Annotated in this window: 24 protein-coding genes; 18 read left to right on the top strand and 6 right to left on the bottom strand. The window is 43.9% G+C overall.

The annotated features are described in order from the left end of the window. The first annotated feature begins 330 nt into the window (after positions 1-330). Together AAFX28_RS02955 and AAFX28_RS02950 are read left to right on the top strand one after the other, a co-directional pair. Complete coding sequence (locus tag AAFX28_RS02955; RefSeq protein WP_408685476.1) at positions 331-1,359, top strand: porin; 1,029 nt, start codon at positions 331-333, stop codon at positions 1,357-1,359. A 210-nt stretch (positions 1,360-1,569) separates the two neighbouring features. Then, positions 1,570-2,184: a fumarylacetoacetate hydrolase family protein gene (locus tag AAFX28_RS02950; protein ID WP_408685474.1), complete on the top strand. Its 615-nt coding sequence runs from the start codon at positions 1,570-1,572 to the stop codon at positions 2,182-2,184. A gap of 173 nt (positions 2,185-2,357) precedes the next feature. Here AAFX28_RS02950 and AAFX28_RS02945 read toward each other — a convergent pair whose 3' ends face one another. The 3 genes from AAFX28_RS02945 to AAFX28_RS02935 form a co-directional block, all read right to left on the bottom strand. Beyond that, entirely contained in the window at positions 2,358-2,666 is a 309-nt protein-coding gene (locus tag AAFX28_RS02945) for an AzlD domain-containing protein (protein ID WP_408685472.1), read from the bottom strand. Further along, entirely contained in the window at positions 2,663-3,382 is a 720-nt protein-coding gene (locus AAFX28_RS02940; RefSeq protein WP_408685471.1) for an AzlC family ABC transporter permease, read from the bottom strand. The genes AAFX28_RS02945 and AAFX28_RS02940 overlap by 4 nt, the downstream gene beginning before the upstream one ends. An 86-nt stretch (positions 3,383-3,468) precedes the next feature. Continuing rightward, entirely contained in the window at positions 3,469-4,293 is an 825-nt protein-coding gene (locus AAFX28_RS02935; RefSeq protein ID WP_408685469.1) for an AraC family transcriptional regulator, read from the bottom strand. Positions 4,294-4,513: 220 nt separating this feature from the next. Here AAFX28_RS02935 and AAFX28_RS02930 point away from each other — a divergent pair, with 220 nt between their 5' ends. The 7 genes from AAFX28_RS02930 to AAFX28_RS02900 all read left to right on the top strand — a co-directional run bounded on the left by AAFX28_RS02930 (position 4,514) and on the right by AAFX28_RS02900 (position 11,123). Next, on the top strand, positions 4,514-5,146 hold the full coding sequence (locus AAFX28_RS02930; protein WP_408685467.1) for a LysE family translocator: 633 nt from the start codon (positions 4,514-4,516) through the stop codon (positions 5,144-5,146). Positions 5,147-5,214: 68 nt separating this feature from the next. Beyond that, entirely contained in the window at positions 5,215-5,634 is a 420-nt protein-coding gene (locus tag AAFX28_RS02925) for a GNAT family N-acetyltransferase (protein WP_408685465.1), read from the top strand. 111 nt (positions 5,635-5,745) lie between these two features. Then, positions 5,746-6,081 carry a hypothetical protein gene (locus tag AAFX28_RS02920; RefSeq protein ID WP_408685463.1) on the top strand — a complete coding sequence of 112 codons (336 nt, stop codon included), beginning with the start codon at positions 5,746-5,748 and terminating at the stop codon, positions 6,079-6,081. Between the two features lie 86 nt (positions 6,082-6,167). Then, the gene (locus tag AAFX28_RS02915) at positions 6,168-8,276 is read left to right on the top strand and encodes a protein-disulfide reductase DsbD family protein (protein ID WP_408685462.1); all 2,109 of its coding nucleotides are present in this window, start codon (positions 6,168-6,170) and stop codon (positions 8,274-8,276) included. Beyond that, entirely contained in the window at positions 8,276-8,776 is a 501-nt protein-coding gene (locus AAFX28_RS02910) for a protein disulfide oxidoreductase (protein ID WP_408685461.1), read from the top strand. The genes AAFX28_RS02915 and AAFX28_RS02910 overlap by 1 nt, the downstream gene beginning before the upstream one ends. Before the next feature lie 11 nt (positions 8,777-8,787). Continuing rightward, a complete protein-coding gene (locus AAFX28_RS02905) occupies positions 8,788-9,486 on the top strand; it encodes a DsbA family protein (RefSeq protein WP_408685459.1) in 699 nt (232 codons plus the stop codon). Between the two features lie 212 nt (positions 9,487-9,698). Then, positions 9,699-11,123: a transglycosylase SLT domain-containing protein gene (locus tag AAFX28_RS02900; protein WP_408685457.1), complete on the top strand. Its 1,425-nt coding sequence runs from the start codon at positions 9,699-9,701 to the stop codon at positions 11,121-11,123. Positions 11,124-11,204: 81 nt separating this feature from the next. Here AAFX28_RS02900 and aqpZ read toward each other — a convergent pair whose 3' ends face one another. Next, entirely contained in the window at positions 11,205-11,900 is a 696-nt protein-coding gene (gene aqpZ / locus AAFX28_RS02895) for an aquaporin Z (protein ID WP_408685455.1), read from the bottom strand. Positions 11,901-12,135: 235 nt separating this feature from the next. Then, positions 12,136-13,842 carry a phospho-sugar mutase gene (locus AAFX28_RS02890; RefSeq protein ID WP_408685453.1) on the bottom strand — a complete coding sequence of 569 codons (1,707 nt, stop codon included), beginning with the start codon at positions 13,840-13,842 and terminating at the stop codon, positions 12,136-12,138. 437 nt (positions 13,843-14,279) lie between these two features. Between AAFX28_RS02890 and coxB the strand changes: the two genes are divergently transcribed. From coxB to AAFX28_RS02870, 4 genes are read left to right on the top strand one after another with little or no spacing between them, the layout of a single operon-like run. Then, positions 14,280-15,341, top strand: coding sequence for a cytochrome c oxidase subunit II (gene coxB / locus AAFX28_RS02885; RefSeq protein ID WP_408686808.1), 1,062 nt, complete (start codon positions 14,280-14,282; stop codon positions 15,339-15,341). Then, positions 15,338-17,002 (top strand): cytochrome c oxidase subunit I, encoded by a 1,665-nt coding sequence (gene ctaD / locus AAFX28_RS02880; protein WP_408685451.1) that lies wholly within the window; start codon positions 15,338-15,340, stop codon positions 17,000-17,002. The genes coxB and ctaD overlap by 4 nt, the downstream gene beginning before the upstream one ends. Before the next feature lie 9 nt (positions 17,003-17,011). After that, positions 17,012-17,614, top strand: a complete 603-nt coding sequence (locus AAFX28_RS02875; protein WP_408685449.1) for a cytochrome c oxidase assembly protein — start codon at positions 17,012-17,014, stop codon at positions 17,612-17,614. Beyond that, entirely contained in the window at positions 17,611-18,495 is an 885-nt protein-coding gene (locus AAFX28_RS02870; protein ID WP_408685448.1) for a cytochrome c oxidase subunit 3, read from the top strand. The genes AAFX28_RS02875 and AAFX28_RS02870 overlap by 4 nt, the downstream gene beginning before the upstream one ends. Before the next feature lie 29 nt (positions 18,496-18,524). Here the strand turns inward: AAFX28_RS02870 and AAFX28_RS02865 are convergent, their stop codons facing one another. Then, complete coding sequence (locus tag AAFX28_RS02865) at positions 18,525-18,776, bottom strand: DUF2909 family protein (RefSeq protein WP_408685446.1); 252 nt, start codon at positions 18,774-18,776, stop codon at positions 18,525-18,527. Between AAFX28_RS02865 and AAFX28_RS02860 the strand changes: the two genes are divergently transcribed. From AAFX28_RS02860 to AAFX28_RS02840, 5 genes are all read left to right on the top strand, one after another. After that, positions 18,775-19,518 (top strand): SURF1 family protein, encoded by a 744-nt coding sequence (locus AAFX28_RS02860; RefSeq protein WP_408685444.1) that lies wholly within the window; start codon positions 18,775-18,777, stop codon positions 19,516-19,518. The two genes, AAFX28_RS02865 and AAFX28_RS02860, sit on opposite strands and share 2 nt — an antisense overlap. Next, a complete protein-coding gene (locus AAFX28_RS02855; RefSeq protein WP_408686807.1) occupies positions 19,511-20,059 on the top strand; it encodes a hypothetical protein in 549 nt (182 codons plus the stop codon). Before AAFX28_RS02860 ends, AAFX28_RS02855 begins: the two co-directional genes overlap by 8 nt. Positions 20,060-20,077: 18 nt before the next feature. Then, on the top strand, positions 20,078-21,109 hold the full coding sequence (locus AAFX28_RS02850) for a COX15/CtaA family protein (protein ID WP_408685442.1): 1,032 nt from the start codon (positions 20,078-20,080) through the stop codon (positions 21,107-21,109). Next, the gene (cyoE, locus tag AAFX28_RS02845; RefSeq protein WP_408685440.1) at positions 21,106-22,002 is read left to right on the top strand and encodes a heme o synthase; all 897 of its coding nucleotides are present in this window, start codon (positions 21,106-21,108) and stop codon (positions 22,000-22,002) included. The genes AAFX28_RS02850 and cyoE overlap by 4 nt, the downstream gene beginning before the upstream one ends. A gap of 223 nt (positions 22,003-22,225) precedes the next feature. Continuing rightward, positions 22,226-22,546, top strand: coding sequence for a VanZ family protein (locus AAFX28_RS02840; RefSeq protein ID WP_408685438.1), 321 nt, complete (start codon positions 22,226-22,228; stop codon positions 22,544-22,546). Positions 22,547-22,549 lie beyond the last annotated feature (3 nt).

The following is a 22,549-nucleotide window of genomic DNA, read 5'->3' as shown; positions in this document are numbered from 1 at the left end:
TTTTACCAAGAAAAATGAATGCTCAAGCCCTCGTCGATGCGAGGGCTTTTTCGTCTTTATTCAATGAAGTTCAATTTAATTAATAAAAATGTGACCCCTGTCACTTATGTTTTTTCAATGAATTCACTAAGGAAAAACAATAGATAATTTATATACTTAGTTTCTTTTGATAATTATCGTAATTGCAATAAAACTGAAAAATATCGCCTATAGGTGATTGGTTGCACTTCATTTTTTCATTTTCCGTACTAGCTTTTTAGTTGTTCGTGCAGTTTTTAGTTCTTCACGGCTAATTCGAACATTGGTTAAACCAAATACGGACGTTACAAAATGAAAATTAAATTATTAGCCGCAGCAATCGCGGCAACAGCATGTGGTACAAACGCTTTCGCAGCAGAAATTTACAATAGCGAAGGCTCAACAATTTCTCTTGGTGGCTATGTCGATGTCGGTCTCGGCGAGTATGGGTCTAGTGATGAAGTCGAAGTACACCAAGTTTCTCCTCGTATTAATATTGGCGGTACCCAAGATGTGGGGAATGGTTTTACCGTTGATGCAAAAGGTGAATGGGCGTTAGATTATCTCGATGGTGGTGACACTTCTTTCACGACTCGTCTAGGTTACATCGGTGTTACCCATGATCAAGCCGGTCGACTCGCACTTGGTACGCAATGGGCGCCATACTATGACATCGCAGGCGTGGCTGATATGCCAATTGCCTTTGCCAATGACTTTCTCTACTCCAACCATGGCAATTTAGCGACAGGTCGTGGTGACAAGATGGTGACTTATCGCAAAGGCTTTATGTTTGGCGACGATATGTCGTTAGATTTTGGCCTAGGTTGGCAAGGTAAACATACTGAAACTGGAGATTTTGCCGGTGAGTATGATGCTCGCGGGCAAATTGCAGTGTCTTTCTCATTCATGGGCGCTTCGCTAGGTTATGTTTACAACGGCGGTGATGTTGATAATACGGATGCTGAATCAAATGCGGTTTCATTGAAGTATGGTAGCTATGGTGATGGAATCTATGCTGCGTTAGTTTATGCAGACAATGACAACTTCTACTCACAAAAAATTGGGGCGGTATACTCAACGTTACATGAATCCGAACAGTATGAGGCTCTGTTAGCTTACGGTCTAGGCAATGGTTTGACTCTTAGCGTCAACTACGAAGGCGTTGATGGTAAGTTACTTGCAGCATCACCAGAACGTACTTATAAGAGTGAAAGCGCGATTCAAGCAGAATACAGCTTCACTCCTAAGCTCGTAGGTTTTGCGGGATACCAGTTTGATTTGGGAGATGACATCTCAACAGACGACGATAAGTGGACGTTCGGTGCTCGATACTTCTTCTAAAAAGAATCTACTGCCTTAACACAATGATCGTGTTAGCGCCTATTCACGCTTGAATAGGCGTTTTTCTATTTTAAAAGAAAGGTATGTCGCCAGTTGAGTAAATCATTAATATTATTGGCATAGCTCTTAGTTTTGAGCGCTAAATCAACACCTCAACATTGAGTTCGCTTAGAATATGGTCACTTTCTCAATGACCAAAAGGATGGGGCAATGAATTCGGTAAAACTTGGAGATACACAGATTACGCCAACAAAAGTATTGTGTATTGGTCGTAACTACCTAGAGCATATCCAAGAACTGAATAATGCCATTCCTGATCAGATGGTCGTCTTTTCAAAACCCTCTACCTCTATTTCTGCTCAGTTAAACTCTTTTCATCAAGAGCGTTTACATTATGAAGGTGAGATCTGTTTTATTGTTAAAGCTGGTGAACTATCGGCCGTTGGTTTAGGGCTCGACCTAACCAAAAGAGAATTGCAGTCTCAGTTGAAAACTAAAGGTCTGCCATGGGAACGAGCAAAAGCGTTTGATGGTTCTGCGGTTTTCAGCCGGTTTATTCCCCTTGATGGACTTGATATTGAAAAGCTAGAAATCGAACTTTTCATAAACTGTGTTCGAGTGCAAAAAGGCTCAGTTCAACAAATGATGTACCCACCTGAAACGATTCTTAAAGAGCTAAAAACATACACAACACTGTGCGATGGCGACATCATTATGACAGGGACACCCCAAGGTGTGGGTGAAGTGCATGCCGATGATGTCTTTTTAGCGAGGCTTAAACAGGGCGACAGCACGCTTATTGAAATTGAGTGGGTCGCGAAGTAAGCCTTTACCCTTACCCAAGGGCAACCTCTATGCTAATGGTTTTGATAGTCCAAAGAGGTTGCTATGGTTTGTTGCAATAAAGCGCCGAAAGGTGGCACTACTAACCTAGGTTCACTCGTTAAATGTATCGTAGTGATGGCTGTTGTGCTTTTTCTAGTAGCGGCTCTATTTGGTTAAAACAGTTTCAAGACTAGGAAAATAACCATACTTACGATGGTTGTTAGTAACACATTTTTTGTCTTCCAAGCCAGAAAAGCAGCAATGATTGCAGCAATCAGGTAAGGGTTGCTAGGCGCTAGCCATAACTCTTTTTCCGGCACGAATACTATCGGTGCCCAAATCGCGGTCAGCACTGCTGGGCTAGAGTAACTTAACAACTTTTGCGTAGCTGGATTCAACCTTAAGGGTAGTTTTGGCTCTAAGAACAGGTAACGGCTGACAAAAACCAGTACGGTCATGGCCAATATAGAGAGCATGATCATTGGTTGCCTCCTTTTGCTGAGTCAGCAAAGTAACCTGCAAACATTCCGGCAATACTCGCAATCATCAAACCTGACTCGATGCCTTGCATGTAACAGTAAACGGATGTCACCAAGGAAACGATAACAGACACGAGTACCGGAGAAGACTTAACATTAGGGACGACAATCGCGATAAAAGTTGCAGCGACAGCGAACTCAAGTCCCAGCTCATTTAAAGAGGGGATATAACTTCCTGCAATGATGCCTGCCAAGGTGGCCAAATTCCAACATAGATAGAAGCTGAGCCCGGCTCCTAGCGCATACCAACGATTAAACTGTTTTTCTGATTGCTGGCCACATATGGCGAACAGTTCATCAGTAAGTAGGAATCCTAGTGCTAATCGCCATTTTAGAGGCAGTGGTGAGATCTTATCCCGCATTGACACGCTATATAACAGATGGCGAGAAGTGATAAAGAGGATAGCGATCAGCATTGTGATCAATGAGGCTCCCACTTTAAACATTCCTGTCGCAACTAACTGTGCTGAACCTGCGAACAAGATCGCGGATAAGGCTTGGCTTTCAAGGATCGTTAAGCCAGATTCAATAGCAAAAGAACCCGCCAACAGGCCCCATGGAATCACAGCGACACTGAGTGGAATCATTGCTATTGCTCCTTGCCATAGGAGTTGTGCTCGATCGTGTTCTGATTCGGTATCTATCGTCATGGTATTCATTATTAAGTTACGAAAGCTTGGTGAGTGATGGCTTTATTTAGACATATAGCTAATCATGTTCGCTTGTATAATATTGCTGTGCCTAGTTAGCTCGTTCCGACGAATTGTTTAGGAGTCACCCCCAAAGCGCGTTTGAAGTGCCTATGGAAGTGGCTTTGATCGTGAAAGCCCGTTTCTTGAGCTACGTCCGAAATACTCATCCCTTTTCTTAAAAGTTGTTTAGCCACTCTTAATCTAGCTTGGATCTGATAGGCGTGTGGAGGCAACCCAAATGTCTTTTGGAAGCTTCGTGTTAGGTAATATGGGCTAAGGCCTGCTAGTTTCGAGAGATCTTCTAAACTGATGTCAGCTTGGGGAAAGTCATCTAGGAACTCTTTAACGAGTAAAAGCTGTCTTTGGCCATGGTTTCTCGGTTCCCAATCGAACTTAGTTTTACTGTGCCTAGATACAAGCTTAACCAATGTCCCATAGATTAACGTTTCTCGAAGTAACTTGTTGTCTGATTGCGCGAGAGTATCAAAGACAAGTCTGAGCTGCTGAGCAAGCTCAGGATCATGGACCACAGGCTCAGGGAAATAGGGTACAGACAGCCCAGGTGACAATCCTTCGGTTAGCTTTTGAAACTGTTCCGGTACTGGGTACATCGCTTTGTATTCCCAGCCCCCTTCAGTTGCAGTTTGACCATTGTGGACCTCATCAGCATTGACGAGAATAATGCTGTCTTGAGGTGCAATATGATTACCACCAGTTCGATAGAAACGCTGAGCACCTTTCTCAATGACACCAATGGTGTAGCCTTCATGGCTATGACGGGAAAAATTCTGATTGGTGTATTTGGCATCCAACAGTTCAAGTCCACCTAGCTCTTCTGCCAGATGAAAACTCGCTGATTCCTTACTGCTTCTTGCCATGTGCTTTCCTTGCCTATAGAGCCCAATCATTCGAATTATCAGTCTAGCTTATAGTGGCTAATCATTTTTGTACAAAATTGCTCTCACCAAAAGAAATTTGTTGAATATGCATGTGGATTATTTCTCTTATTTTTGATTTATAAACTTATCATTTGTCATGGATTTTATTATTTTGTTGGACTAAAATCCCGCGTCCTTCTGTTCCTGTGAAATTTTAGAAATGATCGATCTTTCTGTGCTACCTGTTTATTTGACAGCAGTAGTCGCACTTTTGTTGCTGCCTGGTCCCGATATGTTGCTCATAGCAAGTTCAAGCATGAGTTACGGACGTAAAGTGGGTGTGTTTGCTAGCTTAGGTAACGCCACGTCTGGAATTATTCTGACGCTCCTTGCTGCTTTAGGTGTATCTGCCCTTATTGCAATGAGCCCATTAGCATTAAAAATGCTGCACCTTTTAGGCGGTGCGTACCTGCTTAAAATGGGCTGGGATTGTATTCGAGCAAACGCAGCTGATGCGCCAGAACTGGATTCTGGAAATAAAATGGCGGCTGCGTTCTATCAGCGTGCGCTAGTTAGCAACTTACTGAACCCGAAAGCTTTGGTATTCTTCGTCATGTTTTTACCTCAGTTTGTCTCTAGCAATATTACTGCAAGCTCTGGAGAACAGATGCTAGCGTTGGGATTATTGCTTAACGTGTTAGGTTTGCTGTTTAACTTTATGCTAGTGGCTCTTGTGGGGACATTAGGTAAGCCTCTACTAGAAAATGCCAAGTTCCGAACTTATCAGCATAAGTTTATGGGGCTGATATTTGTCGCGTTAGCAATTTGGATGTTAAGCTCATTTTTCAGCTAACCTTGATTAAAAAAGCCAGCAGTTAGCTGGCTTTTTTGTGCCCGCTAGTTTTAAACAAGGAAATCGTTATGAACGTGCAGTTTATCCTTAACCCGCCAAAGAATATCAAAGACGTTATCTACAACGGACTCAAGTCATTCAACTTAAAGCACTTTCCCGATGAAGACGTCACCAGCATTGCCTGTTTTATCGAAGATGAGGATGGGGATTTTGTGGGGGGATTAACTGGAGAGATCTTCACTAGTACGCTGTTTATTGAGTTTCTTTGGGTTGATGATAAAAAACGCCACTCAGGTATTGGTTCTACTCTTATGGAACGATTAGAAAAAGAAGCGGTCCAACTGGGCGTAACCGATGTTTACCTCGATACGTATAGTTTTCAAGCCCCTGATTTTTATGCCAAACTTGGCTTCAAAGAAGTAGGGAGATATACAAACTTTCCGACCGCTGACATCGATAAGATTTTCTTGCAAAAGAGAATTGCGTAAGGCAATTCTTACAATGCACTAACAAAACTTTTCTTCTGCTTGTCATAATTCGCAGGCTTGATTAATTGGCTACTGATAATTTTGCTCAAACATTTTGCTACGAACAAATCGGTGAATATTACTCTGATTCTTATCGGATGGGTCTTTGCTATCTGCCTTTCTCAAAATGCAGGATGGCAGTCTGTTTGTGAATTCAAATATTCATCTTTAGTCGATTACTCCGTTGATGTATCTCAGCCAAAAGAACTTAACAAGCAGTGTGATCTAACGGAAAAGTTATTGAGTAGCGCGAAAGCAAGTTTAGAGCACGTGATTATCACTGTATTTGTTATTGCTTTGGTCATCGTCGTATGGCGCATCCTTACTCCGAGTGTTGCCCCTGCCTTTACCGAACCCATTCCTCCCAATAACCGGCTTCATTTAACTTTTTGTGTATTTAGAGAATAACCCCGCTTTCGACTAACTTTTTTGTTAGTGCGTTCGCGCACCTGTTATTTATTCCTCAGGTTTGTGGGGAAACAATGGATACACACATGAATAAACAATCTATTTCTATTCTTCGTGTTGCTAGAAGCTTAATTCTTTTGGCGAGTACGTTGATGTTCTCTGTCTTTTCTATTGCGCAGACAGACACTGGCTGGTTGACTAACCCGCAACATCCGCCGGTGAAGACTCGATTTGTCCTTACTGGGCAAAGCAATCCTAATGATAAAACGGTAGAAGGCTTTTTAGAGGTCGAACTCTCAGGAGATTGGAAGACCTATTGGCGTAGCCCAGGAGAGGGCGGTGTTGCTCCAAGCATTAATTGGGATAAATCGTCTAATTTGACTGAGGTTGATTGGCATTGGCCTCACCCTGAGCAATTCACTCTACTTGGTATTCATACATTGGGTTACAAGGGCGATACGGTTATTCCGATGACGCTGCACGTCGAAGATATGAGTAAACCCGTAGTCATTGACGCAAAGTTAACGCTCTCTTCCTGCACAACGATTTGTGTACTGACTGATTATCCGATCGCTTTAAATTTCGTGCCTAACGAGTTAACGATCGATGAGCAAGCGATGTATATCCATGCTCAAGCCATCAGTATTGTACCTAAACCATCACCACTAATTTCTTCTCAAACTGCTATTTGGGACAAGTCGACGAATCAACTTGAAGTGACCATCACCAAACCTTTAGGTTGGGAAAGTCCTAATGTGATCGTTGATAGCAGTAATGAAGCAATCAGTGAGTATAGCTACGTCTTATCTTCCCTGAAGACATCAAATGACAAACTGGTCGCTATTTTTGATGTGTCGACTTGGTTAGGCGATATCGATCTGGCGGATCAGAAGGTTAATATTACGATTCAAGATACAGACTTTATCGCCGAGCAATCAGCAGATGTCTCAAAGGGGGTTATTTCTCCCTTAGCGCCTGAACTTAGTCTGATTGAAATGATTGGGTTTGCTTTACTCGGAGGCCTAATCTTAAACGTGATGCCTTGTGTTTTGCCTGTTTTGGGGATGAAGCTAAGCAGCGTTATTTCAACTCAGGGTTTGGCTCGTCGTAAGATTCGTCTGCAATTCCTCGCGTCTTCAGCAGGTATTCTAACCTCTTTCTGGTTGTTAGCTGGATTTCTGCTCGCACTCAAGTTGTCAGGCAATGCAATAGGTTGGGGTATTCAATTCCAAAGCCCTTGGTTTATCGCAATGATGGTGCTAGTTACGGCGTTATTTGGCGCCAATATGTTAGGGTTGTTTGAAATAAGACTCTCGTCTAGCACAAATACTTGGATGGCATCTAAAGGTGATAACTCTTACTCGGGCCATTACCTTCAAGGTATGTTTGCTACCTTATTAGCGACGCCATGTTCAGCGCCGTTCTTAGGTACAGCAGTTGCATTCGCTCTGGCAGCAAGTAGCCTGGAAATGTTTGTCATCTTTACCGCTCTCGCTATTGGTATGGCACTGCCATGGATAGCTATTGCACTGTTCCCAGGCCTTGCATCCTATTTACCAAAACCGGGTGCTTGGATGAACAAAGTCAAACTCTTGTTTGGTGTCATGATGTTACTGACAAGTGTGTGGCTGGTGTACCTGCTTTCTAATCATATTCCACCGTTTTGGGTGGCAGCGATCGTTCTCAGCGCTTTGATTGTACTGCTTGCACGTGTTAAGCGAATTTATGGCGATAAAGCGTTTTTGATTTCAGGTGTGCTATCAATTGGCCTATTTGCAGGTGGTTTGGTTTTGGGGAGTGTGACCGCTGATCATTGGTCAACGCCTTTGCCTGACGATCTACCATGGGTGAAACTTTCAAATGAAGCGATAGAAAACTCTGTTGAGCAAGGCAAGACGGTATTCGTCAATGTGACGGCGGATTGGTGTGTAACTTGTAAGGCAAACAAGATAGGTGTCATCTTGCAAGACCCTGTATACTCAGCACTGCAACATTCTAATGTCGTGGCAATTCAAGGAGATTGGACACACCCAGATGGTGCGGTCACGGATTACTTGAGAGCTAACGGACGATTTGGCGTCCCTTTTAACATTGTCTATGGCCCGAATGCGCCAGAAGGTATTCCACTGCCAGTGATTCTGAACTCTGAGACGGTCACCAAAGCGCTGCAAATAGCGAGCGGGGAGGGAAGTTAATGAAGAGGTCATGGCGCTATTGGATAAAAGAGATTGCCTTATACCTCATCTTAGCTATTGCAATCACTACAGCGGTCGATGTTTATCGCAGCCAAAGTGTGCCTATGGAGCGAGCTCCAGAGCTTATTGGCATTGATTCAAATGGAAAGCCTATCGACGTTGTTGAAATGAGCTACGACTCTCCGGTCGTGGTTTACTTTTGGGCGACGTGGTGCCCTGTGTGCAAATTTGTCAGTCCGACAGTTGATTGGGTCAGTCAATACTTCCCCGTGGTTGCCGTGTCCGGCGCATCTGGCCCCATTGAACGTGTTGAGGCGTTTAAGCAAGCTCATGATTATCAATTTACCAATATCAATGACGAACAATCTCAGCTGTTTCGACAGTGGGGAATTTCTGTCACACCAACCATATTCATAGTTAAAGATGGGCAAATCGAATCAGTAACTACAGGTATTACGACTCCGCCTGGATTACTGATACGTCTTTGGCTGAATCAATAGGAAAAATTTAAATGTTTAAACCACTTACTATCGCACTTGTTGTTAGTTCACTACTTACAGCTTCAGCGTTTGCGCAAACTCAAGAAGAGAAAATCAATGACATCGTTGAGATGTTAAACAGCAATCCACAGGTGATTGATGGGTTACATGAGAGTCTAGGGATGTACATCAAGCAGAAACAGCAGTTCGATCAACTGTTGGAAAACAGCGATAAGTACATTAACGACCCTAGTCACTCTTATATGGGGGCTGAAAATGGTGAGCTAACGTTAATTAATGTTACGGACTATAGCTGCCCATATTGTAAAAAGCTGGACCAAGTTCTTGAACAATTGGTCGAAGAGTACCCACAAATAAAGGTAGTGAACCTCTATGTTCCATTAAAAGAGGGCCGTGACTCGTTAAACTCAGCAGCATATGCACTAAATGTGTGGCAAAACGACCGAGAAAAGTACGAGCAGGTGAATGACTTATTAGTCGCTAAGCCGGGCGCTCATAATGCTGCTTCATTAATGAAAATTGCTCAAAAAACAGGAACAACAGAGTATCTAGAAACGACGGAAGAGATTAAGAAGCAGCTAGAAAACAACTACACGATGTTTAATCAACTCGGGCTGAGAGGCACACCTGCTGTAATTATGGGTGATCAAATTATTCCAGGCTACGTTCCTTATGAACGCCTAGAAGAAGTGGTTTCGGAAGCTTTGTAACTGGCTGAACGTGAGTAGCTAATAGACAAACGCTAGGCCCAATGGTCTAGCGTTTTTTTATCAAAAAACAGCTATCAAACAAAAGAAACAATACTAAAGGGTATTATAGAACGATAAGTTATAGAGAGGAGAATACTGTTACTTGAACAGTTTCACAGAACAGGATATGGTCTGATCACGGAATGTAACAAATCATCAACATGGAGTGTGGTGTGATCCGATTTACGTTAATAGCGATACTAAGTGTGTTCTCAAGCGTCGGTTTAGCGCTTGAGCTATCCCCCCTTAGCTCGCAGCCTTATGTGGGCGACTTTTCTGAACTAAAAAAGCGCGGTGTTATTCGTGTTCTCGTTTCTGCTGACTTAGGCTTTTACTATATTGAAGGGGGTAAGCCGAAAGGGATCGTCGCTGAGATGTTGTATCACTTCGAGAAAAACGTGAAGCAAAAACATCCAAGTGTGAATGTGCAGGTCATTCCGGTGCCAAGGGATGATTTACTCCAATCGCTCAAGGTCGGTTATGGTGATATTGCTGTCGCTAACCTGACGATCACCGAGCGTCGCAAGCAGATTATCGACTTTAGTGATCCTGTGATTAAAGATGCGCAGGAATGGATTATCACTAACAAGTCGCATCAATCCTTTACTTCTATTGAAGATCTAAGCGGTCAAGAAATCTGGGTGCGTGGTAGTTCTAGCTACTTTGAAAGCCTGCAGAAGGTGAATCAGCATCTTGATAGTTTAGAAATGCCTCCTATCCACATCAACTTTATTGAAGAAACGTTGCAAGACTATGAGTTGATTGAAATGGTTAATAAAGGGTTTATTAATGCGACGGTTTTAGATAGCCATAAAGCGAAAATGTGGCAGGGTGTGATGGAGAATATTCAGCTGCACCGTGATCTTCCGATTAGAAAAGGCAGCCAGATAGCATGGGCGATAAGAAAGGAGAGCCCAAACCTTAAGAAAGTGGTGAATCGCTATGTAGGTAAAGCAAAAAGCGGTACGTTACTGGGGAATGTGATTTATCGCCGCTACATTGACAATACTCGCTGGTTGAGTCGCTCGTTGGACGATAGCCAGTTAAAGCAACTTGCTAATCTTTCGCATATTTTTGAGCATTATTCTGATATCTACGGTTTTGATCCTTTAATGGTCTCTGCGCAAGGATACCAAGAGTCTGGGCTAGATCAGCGAAAAGTCTCTCATCGAGGTGCTGTTGGAGTCATGCAAGTGTTGCCAAGTACTGCGAAAGACAGAAACGTTAATGTAAAGAACATTCACAAGGTGGACAATAATATCCACGCGGGCGTGAAGTACTTAAACTTCATCCATAAACGTTACTTTGATGATGAGTCAATTTCACCAGATGACCAAATCTACTTTAGTTTGGCAGCATACAATGCCGGGCCAGCAAAAATCCGTAAAATTCGAAAATTAGCGGCGAAATATGGTTATGATCCTAATAAATGGTTTAAAAATGTTGAGATCGTGGCAAGAAAGCACATTAGTCGTGAACCGGTACAGTACGTAACCAATATTAACCGTTATTACGTTATCTATAAGCAACTTGCTCGCGTTAATTTGGCCAATAACGGCAATGCAAAGCTTCATGAGCTGCATTTAATCGACCGTTAAGTAACAGACAAATATACCAATGATACAAAAATCCCCACTGGTGTTAGTGGGGATTTTTTGTTTCTAATTGTCAGTGGTTACTTAGTCTTCAGCAGAGCCCGCCATTGACTTATAAATGACAGCACCTAGCACAGCACCAACAATTGGAGCGACCCAAAATAGCCACAGCTGAGACATCGCCCAATCACCTACATACAAGGCAACGCCCGTACTACGAGCTGGGTTTACAGATGTATTCGTTACCGGAATGCTGATTAGGTGGATAAGAGTTAACCCTAAGCCGATCGCGATAGGAGCAAAACCTTGCGGCGCTCGCTTATCTGTCGCGCCTAGAATGATGACCAAGAACGCCATTGTCATCACGACTTCGGTGACCAAGGCTGCGGTTAATGAATATTGACCAGGAGAATGAGCGCCGTAGCCATTTGATGCAAAACCCGAAGCGACAGCGTCGAAGCCAGCTTGCCCACTCGCAATGATATACAAAACACCGCCAGCAATAGCGCCACCGATGACTTGAGCAATGATGTAGGGTGCCAGTTCTTTCGCCTCAAAACGGCCGCCTGCCCATAAGCCAATACTTACTGCTGGGTTTAGGTGGCAACCCGAAATATGCCCAATCGCGTAAGCCATGGTTAATACGGTTAAACCAAATGCAAGTGACACGCCTAATAAACCGATACCGACATCTGGAAAGGCAGCCGCAAGTACAGCACTACCGCAGCCTCCAAGAACTAACCAAAACGTACCGAAACACTCTGCGATATATTTGTTCATAAATAATTCCTAACTCAAGTGAAAAACTGATTGTTATCAGTGATGTCTAGTCAGTTAAGTTCAGTTTTATGAATTTTGCGTCGGTAAATGGTTAAAACTGTGTGAAGTCTTATTTATTGACCAAATATTAATCAGGTTGTTGGTGGTTTCTGATAAGCATTTTATTTGGCAAGCGATAATATGTAGGAGTTCGCTGAATTATGCCCCTGCTCTGAGGGGCATAAATATTTAGGAATTAGATTAAGCTATGTTGATGCTCAGAGATAAGCATCCCCATTGACTCAGATGCCTTGTCTTGAACATCCGCAAAGCTGTCGGATTCTGCAAAGGATTGGATCACTTCGTAGTAGCACTTCAATTTTGGTTCAGTGCCTGAAGGTCTAACAATAACTTGAGCTCCACAAGAGAGGTGGTAGATTAGCACATCGCTTTTTGGCAAATCGATCTCTTCACTTGAACCATCGGCAAACTGTCGGATTGATGATTTTAGATCTTCAGTCACTTCAACTTTGCTGCCAGCAATCATAGTTGGAGGGTTCGCACGAAGTTTATCGCCAACGGGTGGTGCTTTTGGATCGAGCGCTATACTTCTTTGAGCATTCAGATACATGCCATGTTGACGGTATAATGCCTCTAGTTGATCCCAAATGGATTTTCCTTGGCTTTTCAGTTCCGCAGTGAGTTGAGCGAACGCGACTAACGCTGATAGTCCGTCCTTATCCCAAACTTTGCTTCCAACGGTGTAGCCAAGTGCTTCCTCATAAGCGAATAGGAAAACTTTCTGCTCGCTTTGCTTTTGCATAGCAATGTTTGTTAGCCATTTAAAGCCAGTCAGAGTTTGGTAGTACTCAGCACCATGGGCATCAGCAATCTTTTTCAGCAGCGTTGAGGATACGATCGTATTCCCCACTAGCGACTTACTTCCCTCCGATTGTGAGAGCAAATAATGACCAAATAGTGTACCGACTTGGTCACCAGTTAACATTTGATACTCACCGTCTGGCTTACGAACCGCAACGGCGAAACGATCAGCATCAGGATCGTTCGCACAGGCTAGCTCTGCTCCGTGTTCTTTAGCGAGTGCCATTACCATATCCATTGCACCTGCTTCCTCTGGGTTAGGGAAGTTTACGGTTGGGAAGGTACCATCAGGTTCTCTTTGCTCTCTAACGCTATAGACATTGGTAAAGCCAGCATCGTTAAGGAGTGTTTCCGCCATGTCTGCGCCAACGCCATGCATAGCTGTGTAAGCAATACCAATAGACTCTGGTTGAGTGTGATTGGTGAGCAGCGAGTTATCATTCATTGCTTGGCGGTAAGTTTGGTAATAGTCATCTTTCAGCCATACCAATAAGTCATGCTTTTCGGCGTCATCAAGTGCCATCAAAGGGATAGGTTTCTTAGCAGCAATGTCGATCTCTGATGCAATACCCGCATCGTGGGGTGGAATAATTTGCGCGCCATTTTCCCAGTAAACTTTAAAGCCATTATATTCCGGAGGGTTGTGGCTAGCGGTTACCACAACTGCTGCTGCTGCATTGAAGTAGTTAACGCCAAACGCAACAATAGGCGTGGCTGCAACGGCGTGAGTTAAGAACACTTTGATGCCTAATGACGTCAATACAGAGGCGGTATCATGGGCAAACTGTTTTGAATCGGTTCGGCCATCATAACCAATCACGACACCTCTTTTTTGCGCGTCTTGTACTTGTTCAATTAGGTAATGACCAAGACCCGTTGCGGTTTCTTGAATCACGAGTCGATTCATTCTATTTGGTCCACAACCGACTTTTCCTCTTAGGCCAGCGGTACCGAATTCCAAGCGCTGACTGAATCTGTCTTCGAGTTCATCGAACGCTTTTTCATCAATAAGGTGCTGGAGCTCTTCTCTTGTATGCGGGTCGGGATCTTTTTCTAACCAGTAGGTCACTTGTTCCATCATGATTTATTACCTTTTCCATGCCTCAAGTCAGCTATTCACTTAAGTCTATGTTAATTACAGAAAGTCGTTAGATTTTAATTGATATTGATTATCATTTGCGAGAGCGCAATCGCTAAAATTTACTTGGTTAGTTGAGTTGTCATTTCTAGTTGTACTTTCTTGCACAATTTAAAAAGGCCAACTAGCTTTTATTAACATAAATATAACAAATTACGTAAAATTTGCTGTTTGAAAGGAAATATAAAAGTCCAAAGGCTGATTGGTACTTTCTTGCGTATTTAGGCACTCCGAGCGCGAAAGAGTATCAGCATCACGGTTGATGACTCTGGCATAGGAGAGGTCTTTTGAAAAGTTCACCAGTTTCACTGTGGCGATTGAGTAATATTGCGTTGGTTAGTTTTTCTGCTTCTTTATACGCAGAAGAAAACAGCTACAACATGACGCAAGGTGTTACAGATATTAGTGGTAAGGTTTATGACCTTCACATGCTGATTTTCTACATTTGCTGCGCTATTGCCATCATTGTGTTTGGTGCGATGTTCTATTCGATGTACCACCATCGCAAATCTAAAGGTGCGGTTGCTGCTCATTTCCATGAAAGTACTAAAGTGGAAGTGATATGGACTGTTATTCCTATCATTATCTTAGTGCTAATGGCTATCCCCGCGACCAAAACGCTGGTGGCGATGGAGGATACTTCCCAATCTGATCTCACAATCAAAATTACTGGCTCTCAATGGAAGTGGCACTACAGCTACTTTGGTGAAGATGTCGAATTCTTTAGTTTGCTTGCCACGAGCCAAAAAGAGATTGATGGTATCGAGGAAAAAGGCGCGCATTACCTTCTTGAGGTAGATAACCCACTTGTGCTGCCAATCAATCGTAAAGTTCGATTTCTTATGACTGCAGATGACGTTATTCATTCTTGGTGGGTACCTGATTTTGCCGTTAAGAAAGACACTATTCCTGGGTTTATTAATGAGGCTTGGACTCGAATTGATAAACCGGGCGTATATCGAGGCCAATGTGCTGAGCTTTGTGGCCGAGCCCATGGCTTTATGCCGATTGTGGTTCATGCAATGGAAGAGGAAAAGTACGACGAATGGTTACTCGCTAAAAAAGCTGAGCTAGAGCAAGCCAAGCAAGACGCCGCTGCCTCTCTGACTGCTTCATTGACTCTTGATGAACTGATGGAAATTGGCGAGAAAGTCTATGTCGATCGATGCGCAGTGTGTCACCAAGCAAGCGGCGCAGGTATTCCCGGTGCTTTCCCTGCTATTACGGGGAGCAGTATCGCGACTGGTAGTACTGAAGGGCATATTGACGTTGTGGTCAATGGCCGCTCTGGAACTGCGATGCAAGCGTTCGCCAATCAGTTAACAGATAAAGAAGTTGCAGCCGTTGTGACCTATCAACGAAATGGCTTAGGAAATAGTGTCGGTGATTTGGTTCAAGCGTCGGATGTGAACCAATTTAAGGCGTCTAAGGAGGGACAATGAAAACGTCCAAACCTGATTCTGTAGTTGAAGATAAAACCAAATCAGCACCTGCTACAGACGCTGATATAACCCGAGCAAATAGTTCAGTAGCGGCTGAGCTTGATGAACACGATCACCATGAGCCTCCGAAGGGGATCACTCGTTGGCTCTACTCTACGAATCACAAAGATATAGGTACGCTCTATCTATGGTTTAGTTTCATTATGTTTTTGACGGGTGGAGCGATGGCGATGATCATTCGCGCAGAGCTGTTTCAGCCTGGCCTGCAGCTCGTTGAACCTCAGTTTTTTAATCAGATGACAACAGTTCATGGGTTGATCATGGTGTTCGGTGCCGTGATGCCGGCGTTTACTGGTCTTGCCAACTGGATGATTCCAATGATGATTGGCGCGCCAGATATGGCACTGCCACGTATGAACAACTTGAGCTTTTGGATCTTACCTTTTGCCTTTGCCATTTTGCTTGCTTCTCTGTTTACGGAAGGCGGTGGTCCTGATTTCGGTTGGACGTTCTATGCACCACTTTCGACGACCTACGGGCCTGATAGCACAGCCTTATTTGTGTTCTCCGTACATATTATGGGTATCAGCTCAATAATGGGCGCAATCAATGTTATAGTAACCATAGTGAACATGCGAGCACCAGGTATGACGTGGTTCAAGTTACCTATGTTTGTTTGGACTTGGTTGATTACAGCATTTCTATTGATAGCCGTTATGCCGGTGCTTGCCGGAGCTGTAACCATGGTGTTAACCGATAAATACTTCGGGACCTCATTCTTTGATGCGGCGGGTGGTGGTGATCCGGTTATGTTCCAACATATATTCTGGTTCTTTGGTCACCCTGAAGTGTACATCATGATCTTGCCATCTTTCGGTATTGTTTCGGCCATTATCCCGGCATTTAGCGGCAAAAAACTGTTTGGTTACCACTCCATGGTATACGCAACCTGTAGTATCGCATTACTATCCTTCTTAGTATGGGCTCACCATATGTTTACCACAGGTATGCCCGTTTTTGCCGAACTGTTCTTTATGTATTGCACCATGTTGATAGCGGTGCCTACAGGGGTGAAAGTCTTTAACTGGGTAGCGACGATGTGGCGTGGGGCAATGACGTTTGAAACCCCAATGTTGTTTGCTATAGCCTTTATTATCCTGTTTACCATCGGCGGTTTTTCAGGGTTAATGCTGGCGATAGTTCCTGCTGATTTCCAATATCATGATACCTATTTTGTGGTCGCCCACTTCCATTACGTACTGGTATCGGGAGCGGTATTCTCCATCATGGCAGCGGCTTACTATTGGTTGCCGAAGTGGACAGGGAATATGTATGACCATAGGCTGAGCTTGTGGCACTTCTGGTGCTCAGTGATTTCGGTCAATGTGTTGTTCTTCCCGATGCATTTCCTTGGGCTTGCGGGTATGCCAAGACGTATTCCTGACTATGCAATCCAGTTTGCAGATGTAAACCAAATTGTTTCGATTGGTGGCTTTGCATTTGGCTTATCACAACTGATCTTTTTGTGGCTGGTGATTAAGTGTATTCGTGGTGGTGAGAAAGCGAGTGCGAAGCCTTGGGACAGAGCGGAAGGGTTAGAGTGGACTGTGCCAAGCCCAGCGCCTCATCATACATTCTCTACGCCACCAAAAGTGGACTAGGTAGCAGCCATGGATGGACAAGCGAAATCTCATAAAAAGCTAACTGCAAGACTATGTGTTGCAGTGCTTGCAATGTTTGGTTTTGGGTTTGCGCTTGTTCCGCTCTACGACATCATGTGTGATGCTTTAGGCATTAATGGTAAGACAAATAGTGAATCTGTCTTGCAGCCACAAGGAATGGTGCCAGATACGTCACGTCTTATTCGCGTCGAGTTCATGGCACACAACAATCAAGGAATCCCTTGGTCTTTCACGCCAGAGCAAACCATTATGGATGTTCATCCTGGCCAAGTGATTCAAACGGCTTATTTGGCAAAAAACCTCTCAAGCAAAGCGATTGTTGGGCAAGCCGTCCCTTCTGTATCCCCCGGATTAGGTGCAACCTACTTCAATAAGATCGAATGTTTTTGTTTTAACCATCAACCGTTACAAGCAAAAGCCAACGCAGAAATGCCACTGATCTTTTACATCGAACCTGATATCTCAGAATCTATTCATACTCTGACTTTGTCTTACACCCTCTATGACATTACAGATAAGGCAACCCCGTCAGAGATAGCGAAAGCTTCACTCGCTATTGCAAGTGAAGTGATGCAAGGAGCAACACAATGAGTTCTAAACATCAGCCTTATTACGTACCCGCACAAAGCAGTTGGCCCATCGTTGGAGCAGTTTCTCTTTTTCTGATCGCAGTAGGCGCCGGATTGACTGTTCAAAATATGGCAGAGGGAGGCGATGGTAGTGTCTTTGGCAAATTGATCTTACTCGCTGGCTTTTTGTTTTTGCTTTATATGTTTGCGGGCTGGTTTAGCAATGTGATTACTGAATCAATGAGTGGTAAAAATTCTGCCCAGCTATCACGCTCCTATCGACAAGGAATGAGTTGGTTCATCTTCTCAGAGATTATGTTCTTTGGCGCTTTCTTCGGTGCTCTGTTTTACGCTCGCATGATTTCCGTACCCTGGTTGGGAGGGGCGAGTAATAACGCGATGACACATGAAGTGTTGTGGCCAACCTTCGAAGCGTTATGGCCGCTGACATTAACTCCTGGTGGTGATACGACTACCGCTATGTCGTGGAAAGGGATACCACTGATTAATACCATTTTGCTGCTGACTTCTTCTGTGACGCTTCACTTAGCTCACGTCAGTTTAGAGCAGAATAAACGCATGGCGTTGATCGTATGGTTAGAGATTACGATCGTGCTAGCGTGCTTTTTCCTTTATTACCAAGGTGTCGAGTATGCCCATGCTTATCAAGACCTAGGGCTCACTTTGCAGTCGGGAGTCTATGGCAATACGTTCTTTCTTCTGACTGGGTTTCATGGAATGCACGTTCTTTTAGGAACAACATTCTTGATAGTACTGCTTGCAAGGGTAGCGAAAGATCACTTTACGCCAAAAGATCATTTCGCCTTTCAAGCAGGGAGTTGGTATTGGCACTTTGTTGATGTGGTGTGGTTGTGCTTGTTTGTCTTTGTTTATGTTATTTAATGCTAGGTTAAGCCGAAAAGTTTGACCGTTTAATAAGGCCGAATATTGGGCTCAATAAATCCAGAAAGTAGCGCGGCAACAAGTAGAACAACGGCAAGGGCAGAAAGAAATACGCGGCGGCCTAAATAGAAGCTCATGGGTTTATCGTCGTCAAGGGAGTCTTCGCCATCTTCTTCGTCGTTTGAGTCAGTACCTTTGACCATCTCAAACATTGCTCGGCCAAGGTTAATTAGGATGAAAAGTAATAGCAGCACTAGAACCAGTTTAAAGATGAATACCATGAGGGTTTCCTTTTTTTCTCAGCTCAATACCCGAGGGTTTCTTGTTGTTGTTCTTTTAACTGTGGTTGCCTTTTCTATATTGGTCAACTTGGGTTTATGGCAGCTTTCGAGAGCTGAAGAGAAAAAAGCAATCGAACACAAGGTAAGTTTGAGAGCATCCCAACAAAGGATCAATTTAGCTCAGCTAACCGCTCAGGAATTGGTGTCACCTACAGGAATAAGAGTCGAGTTTTACGCAACGCCAATCAAAGATAAGTACTTGCTGCTCGATAATCAGAATTACCAGGGAGAGGTTGGCTACATCGCAATGCAATTGGTGAAAGCTGAGAGCGGGGAACATGTATTGCTGGAGAGAGGCTTTATTGTAGCCCCTCCTACAAGAGCTGAACTGCCAACGGTGGATTGGCTAGATCAGCTGACCAAGGTTGAAGGCCGTTTGTATCGGAAGTCGCCGAACCCGTTGAGTCAAGAGCTGTACCTAGAGTCAGGTGTGCCAAGCCGAATACAGAATTTGAATTTTTCACAGTTAGAGCAACAGTGGCAGCTCAAGCTAGCGCGTTATGTGGTTCAACCTCAATCTGAGAATTGGCCGTATCCGCAACCGTGGCAGCCTGTGTCGATGAAGTCAGAGAAACATCAAGGATACGCAGTGCAATGGTTCTCTATGGCTGCAGCCTTATTACTGTTAAGCGGCTTTATTTTAATTCGCATGTTCAAGCAAGGAGAGCAAAATGATCAATAACCCAGTCTATCGAGGACGCATCATTTTCGTCAGTCTTGTTGTGATGTTTGCCTTACCGGCCATTATTGCTAAAACCGTGCTCAGTCAAGATTGGTATGAGTCTGGTGTGACAAATAAAGGGGAGCTTATAGAGCCACTCAAGACGTTTGAAATACTTGGGCTTTCGAATCCATATCAAAGCGAGCAATGGCAGCTAGGGTATGTGATTCCAAAAGAATGTGATGAGTTTTGTCAGCAGCAAATTCACCTCTTAGGGCAAAGCCATATCGCACTTGGAAAGTATCAACAGCGCGTTCAACCGGTCCTTTTAGTTTCTCCTGACAGTGACGCTATCGAAATCCCAGAAGGAAGTTATCAAACAATCGTTGTTAATAAGGAATTTGAACAAGTCGTAGGCCAATTTGAGTATGTCATTGTTGACCCTTTGGGACAGCTTGTGATGCGTTACCCAAAAGTGAGCTCTTCCTCTGAGCTAGTTCCTCAAAGCAAAGGCTTACTGGCCGATTTACGCAAACTTCTTAAGCTTTCTCGCGTAGGTTAATGGATTGGGAGTGGTGCTATGAACTTAGTTAATCTCATTCGTTGCAGTTTATTTCTCACCTTTGTTGTCGTGATGCTTGGCGCCTACACCAGATTGGCAGATGCTGGATTGGGCTGTCCCGACTGGCCTGGTTGTTATGGCCAACTGACCGTACCGAATGAACAACATGAAATTGCATTGGCACAGTCGTTATATCCAGCGTTAACAGTAGAAGCAGATAAAGCATGGCTCGAGATGATTCATCGCTATTTCGCTGGAACGCTTGGACTGTTTGTGTTTGCTATTACCTTTTTAGGCATTCGTTCTAAGCTCCTTTCAACGCGACTTTCTGTTTTGCTCTCGATTGTGATTGTGTTCCAAGCCTTGTTAGGTATGTGGACAGTGACAATGAAGCTGATGCCCATCGTTGTAATGGGGCACTTGCTTGGTGGGTTTACTCTATTTTGTTTGTTAGCGCTCGCTTACTGGTCAATCCAATCTAAACAAATAAATCTCGATTCAGCTATGGAATATGTCGGTCAGTTGAAGCTGCTTGCTGGTTTGACGCTTAGTATTGTCGTCGCCCAGATTGCATTAGGGGGATGGACATCCTCTAATTACGCAGCACTGATGTGTACCACACTGCCCATATGTCAGGGAGATTGGGTGTCTCACCTCGATTTCAAACATGCTTTCGATTTAATCCAGCCAGAGAAAGAGAGTTATGAGTTTGGCACTTTGGATTACGGAGCTCGGATGACTATCCACGTGACGCATCGAATCGGTGCACTTATTGTGGCAATTTTTACGTTGGCATTTGTGTTCCAATTGCTTCGCTCACGCATCAAGCTTTTACAACGTAACGGGCAAGTCGTACTTGCGTTACTCATGCTTCAAATAGCGCTTGGTATCGGCAATGTGATGTTTAGTTTGCCGCTGGCTATCGCGGTCGCTCATAACTTAGGGGCCGCATTGCTGCTATTGTCACTACTCCGAGCGAACTACTATATTTGGTTTTTTTCTAGCATTTACTCAGAACAAACAGCCACACAACAGGGAGAGTACTCATGAGCAAATCAATAAGTGTTACTTCTATTCCCCAAAAAGCCTTGTGGCGAAGCTATTTGTCACTGACTAAACCCAAGGTAGTGGCGTTGATGCTGCTGACGGCTTTGGTAGGAATGTGTTTAGCGGTTCCTGGCGCACTTCCACTTCAAAGTACTTTGTTAGGCTTATTGGGAATTGGGTTGATGGCTGGATCAGCAGCTGCATTTAATCATCTGATTGACCAACGAATTGATGCGATTATGGCACGTACTTATCAGCGCCCATTACCTTCGGGTGAGATTAAATCAAGTCGCGTATTCGGCTTTGCTTTGGCTATTGGAATTGTAGGATTTGCGGTACTTTACTTGGGCGTGAATGGGTTAACAGCGTGGTTAACCTTTGCAAGCCTATTGGGTTATGCGGTTGTCTACACTCTCTACTTAAAGCGAGCGACGCCACAGAATATTGTGATTGCTGGGATCGCTGGAGCTATGCCACCATTGCTTGGTTGGACGGCGGTAACGGGTGAGTTACATGCGAACGCGTGGCTGTTGGTCATGATCATCTTTATTTGGACCCCGCCTCATTTTTGGGCCCTAGCAATCCACAGAAAAGATGATTACGCCAAAGCGGATATACCGATGCTGCCAGTGACCCATGGTGTTGAATACACCAAAACATCTATTTTGCTCTACACCATTCTTTTGTATTTAATTTGCCTGCTACCCGTATTAGTCGAGATGGCTGGAGTCTTTTACTTAACCGCTGCGACAATCTTGTGTTCAATATTTATGTGGCATGCCTGGAAGTTGAAGTTTGCTCCTGATCCTACACGAGCAATCAAGACGTTTGTCTTCTCGATTTACCACTTGATGTTGTTGTTTGTCGCACTTCTTATTGATCATTATCTGTTGTAAACAAGACTGATGACGCGTGGCTTTACGTAATCATTGGAAATGGTGTCATAGCTGCTAAGTGCTTTTAAAAGAACAAGAAAACCTCTTTCATCTCTTTTGTGCATAAAGTAGTCTATTAGGCGCTTATCATTACACTTAGGTCATACTGCTAGTGGCGCTTCAACTGCTTAATAAACGACTATTGTTGTTATTCACTCTTATCCTGTTAGGTGGAACCGCCTCAATGGCCAAGTCATGGGATATATACGGCGACGCGGTGAGAAGCATAGAAGTGTCAGTTGGTGGGGCGTGGGTGCTGCATACCGTTATCGCTACGGTGCTAGGGTTTGTCGCAGCATGGGCAACGCCAAAAGCTTATTACGCCCAGTCTTCAATACCAATATCTCCGTGGGTGTTGTTACTTGTTTTGATGGTGACGACTGATGAGCTTCTGCAGGCATTCAATCCATTACGAGAATTCTCGCTGTTGGATATGAGTATCAACGTTATCTGTGTGGTGATGGGAGCGTTACTCTACCGTCTATTCAACCTGAATAACGCATAACAA

This window comes from Vibrio sp. TBV020, assembly GCF_046056895.1.
GTDB lineage: Bacteria > Pseudomonadota > Gammaproteobacteria > Enterobacterales > Vibrionaceae > Vibrio.
Note: the sequence above shows the minus strand (reverse complement) of the source record. Positions and strands in the feature narration are given on the sequence as shown.

Coding starts and splice junctions, on each gene's coding strand:
- AAFX28_RS02955 (WP_408685476.1), top strand. CDS start 331: ATGAAAATTAAATTATTAGCCGCAGCAATCGCGGCAACAGCATGTGGT.
- AAFX28_RS02950 (WP_408685474.1), top strand. CDS start 1,570: ATGAATTCGGTAAAACTTGGAGATACACAGATTACGCCAACAAAAGTA.
- AAFX28_RS02945 (WP_408685472.1), bottom strand. CDS start 2,666: ATGATCATGCTCTCTATATTGGCCATGACCGTACTGGTTTTTGTCAGC.
- AAFX28_RS02940 (WP_408685471.1), bottom strand. CDS start 3,382: ATGAATACCATGACGATAGATACCGAATCAGAACACGATCGAGCACAA.
- AAFX28_RS02935 (WP_408685469.1), bottom strand. CDS start 4,293: ATGGCAAGAAGCAGTAAGGAATCAGCGAGTTTTCATCTGGCAGAAGAG.
- AAFX28_RS02930 (WP_408685467.1), top strand. CDS start 4,514: ATGATCGATCTTTCTGTGCTACCTGTTTATTTGACAGCAGTAGTCGCA.
- AAFX28_RS02925 (WP_408685465.1), top strand. CDS start 5,215: ATGAACGTGCAGTTTATCCTTAACCCGCCAAAGAATATCAAAGACGTT.
- AAFX28_RS02915 (WP_408685462.1), top strand. CDS start 6,168: ATGAATAAACAATCTATTTCTATTCTTCGTGTTGCTAGAAGCTTAATT.
- AAFX28_RS02910 (WP_408685461.1), top strand. CDS start 8,276: ATGAAGAGGTCATGGCGCTATTGGATAAAAGAGATTGCCTTATACCTC.
- AAFX28_RS02905 (WP_408685459.1), top strand. CDS start 8,788: ATGTTTAAACCACTTACTATCGCACTTGTTGTTAGTTCACTACTTACA.
- aqpZ (WP_408685455.1), bottom strand. CDS start 11,900: ATGAACAAATATATCGCAGAGTGTTTCGGTACGTTTTGGTTAGTTCTT.
- AAFX28_RS02890 (WP_408685453.1), bottom strand. CDS start 13,842: ATGATGGAACAAGTGACCTACTGGTTAGAAAAAGATCCCGACCCGCAT.
- coxB (WP_408686808.1), top strand. CDS start 14,280: ATGACGCAAGGTGTTACAGATATTAGTGGTAAGGTTTATGACCTTCAC.
- ctaD (WP_408685451.1), top strand. CDS start 15,338: ATGAAAACGTCCAAACCTGATTCTGTAGTTGAAGATAAAACCAAATCA.
- AAFX28_RS02875 (WP_408685449.1), top strand. CDS start 17,012: ATGGATGGACAAGCGAAATCTCATAAAAAGCTAACTGCAAGACTATGT.
- AAFX28_RS02870 (WP_408685448.1), top strand. CDS start 17,611: ATGAGTTCTAAACATCAGCCTTATTACGTACCCGCACAAAGCAGTTGG.
- AAFX28_RS02860 (WP_408685444.1), top strand. CDS start 18,775: ATGAGGGTTTCCTTTTTTTCTCAGCTCAATACCCGAGGGTTTCTTGTT.
- AAFX28_RS02865 (WP_408685446.1), bottom strand. CDS start 18,776: ATGGTATTCATCTTTAAACTGGTTCTAGTGCTGCTATTACTTTTCATC.
- AAFX28_RS02850 (WP_408685442.1), top strand. CDS start 20,078: ATGAACTTAGTTAATCTCATTCGTTGCAGTTTATTTCTCACCTTTGTT.
- cyoE (WP_408685440.1), top strand. CDS start 21,106: ATGAGCAAATCAATAAGTGTTACTTCTATTCCCCAAAAAGCCTTGTGG.
- AAFX28_RS02840 (WP_408685438.1), top strand. CDS start 22,226: ATGGCCAAGTCATGGGATATATACGGCGACGCGGTGAGAAGCATAGAA.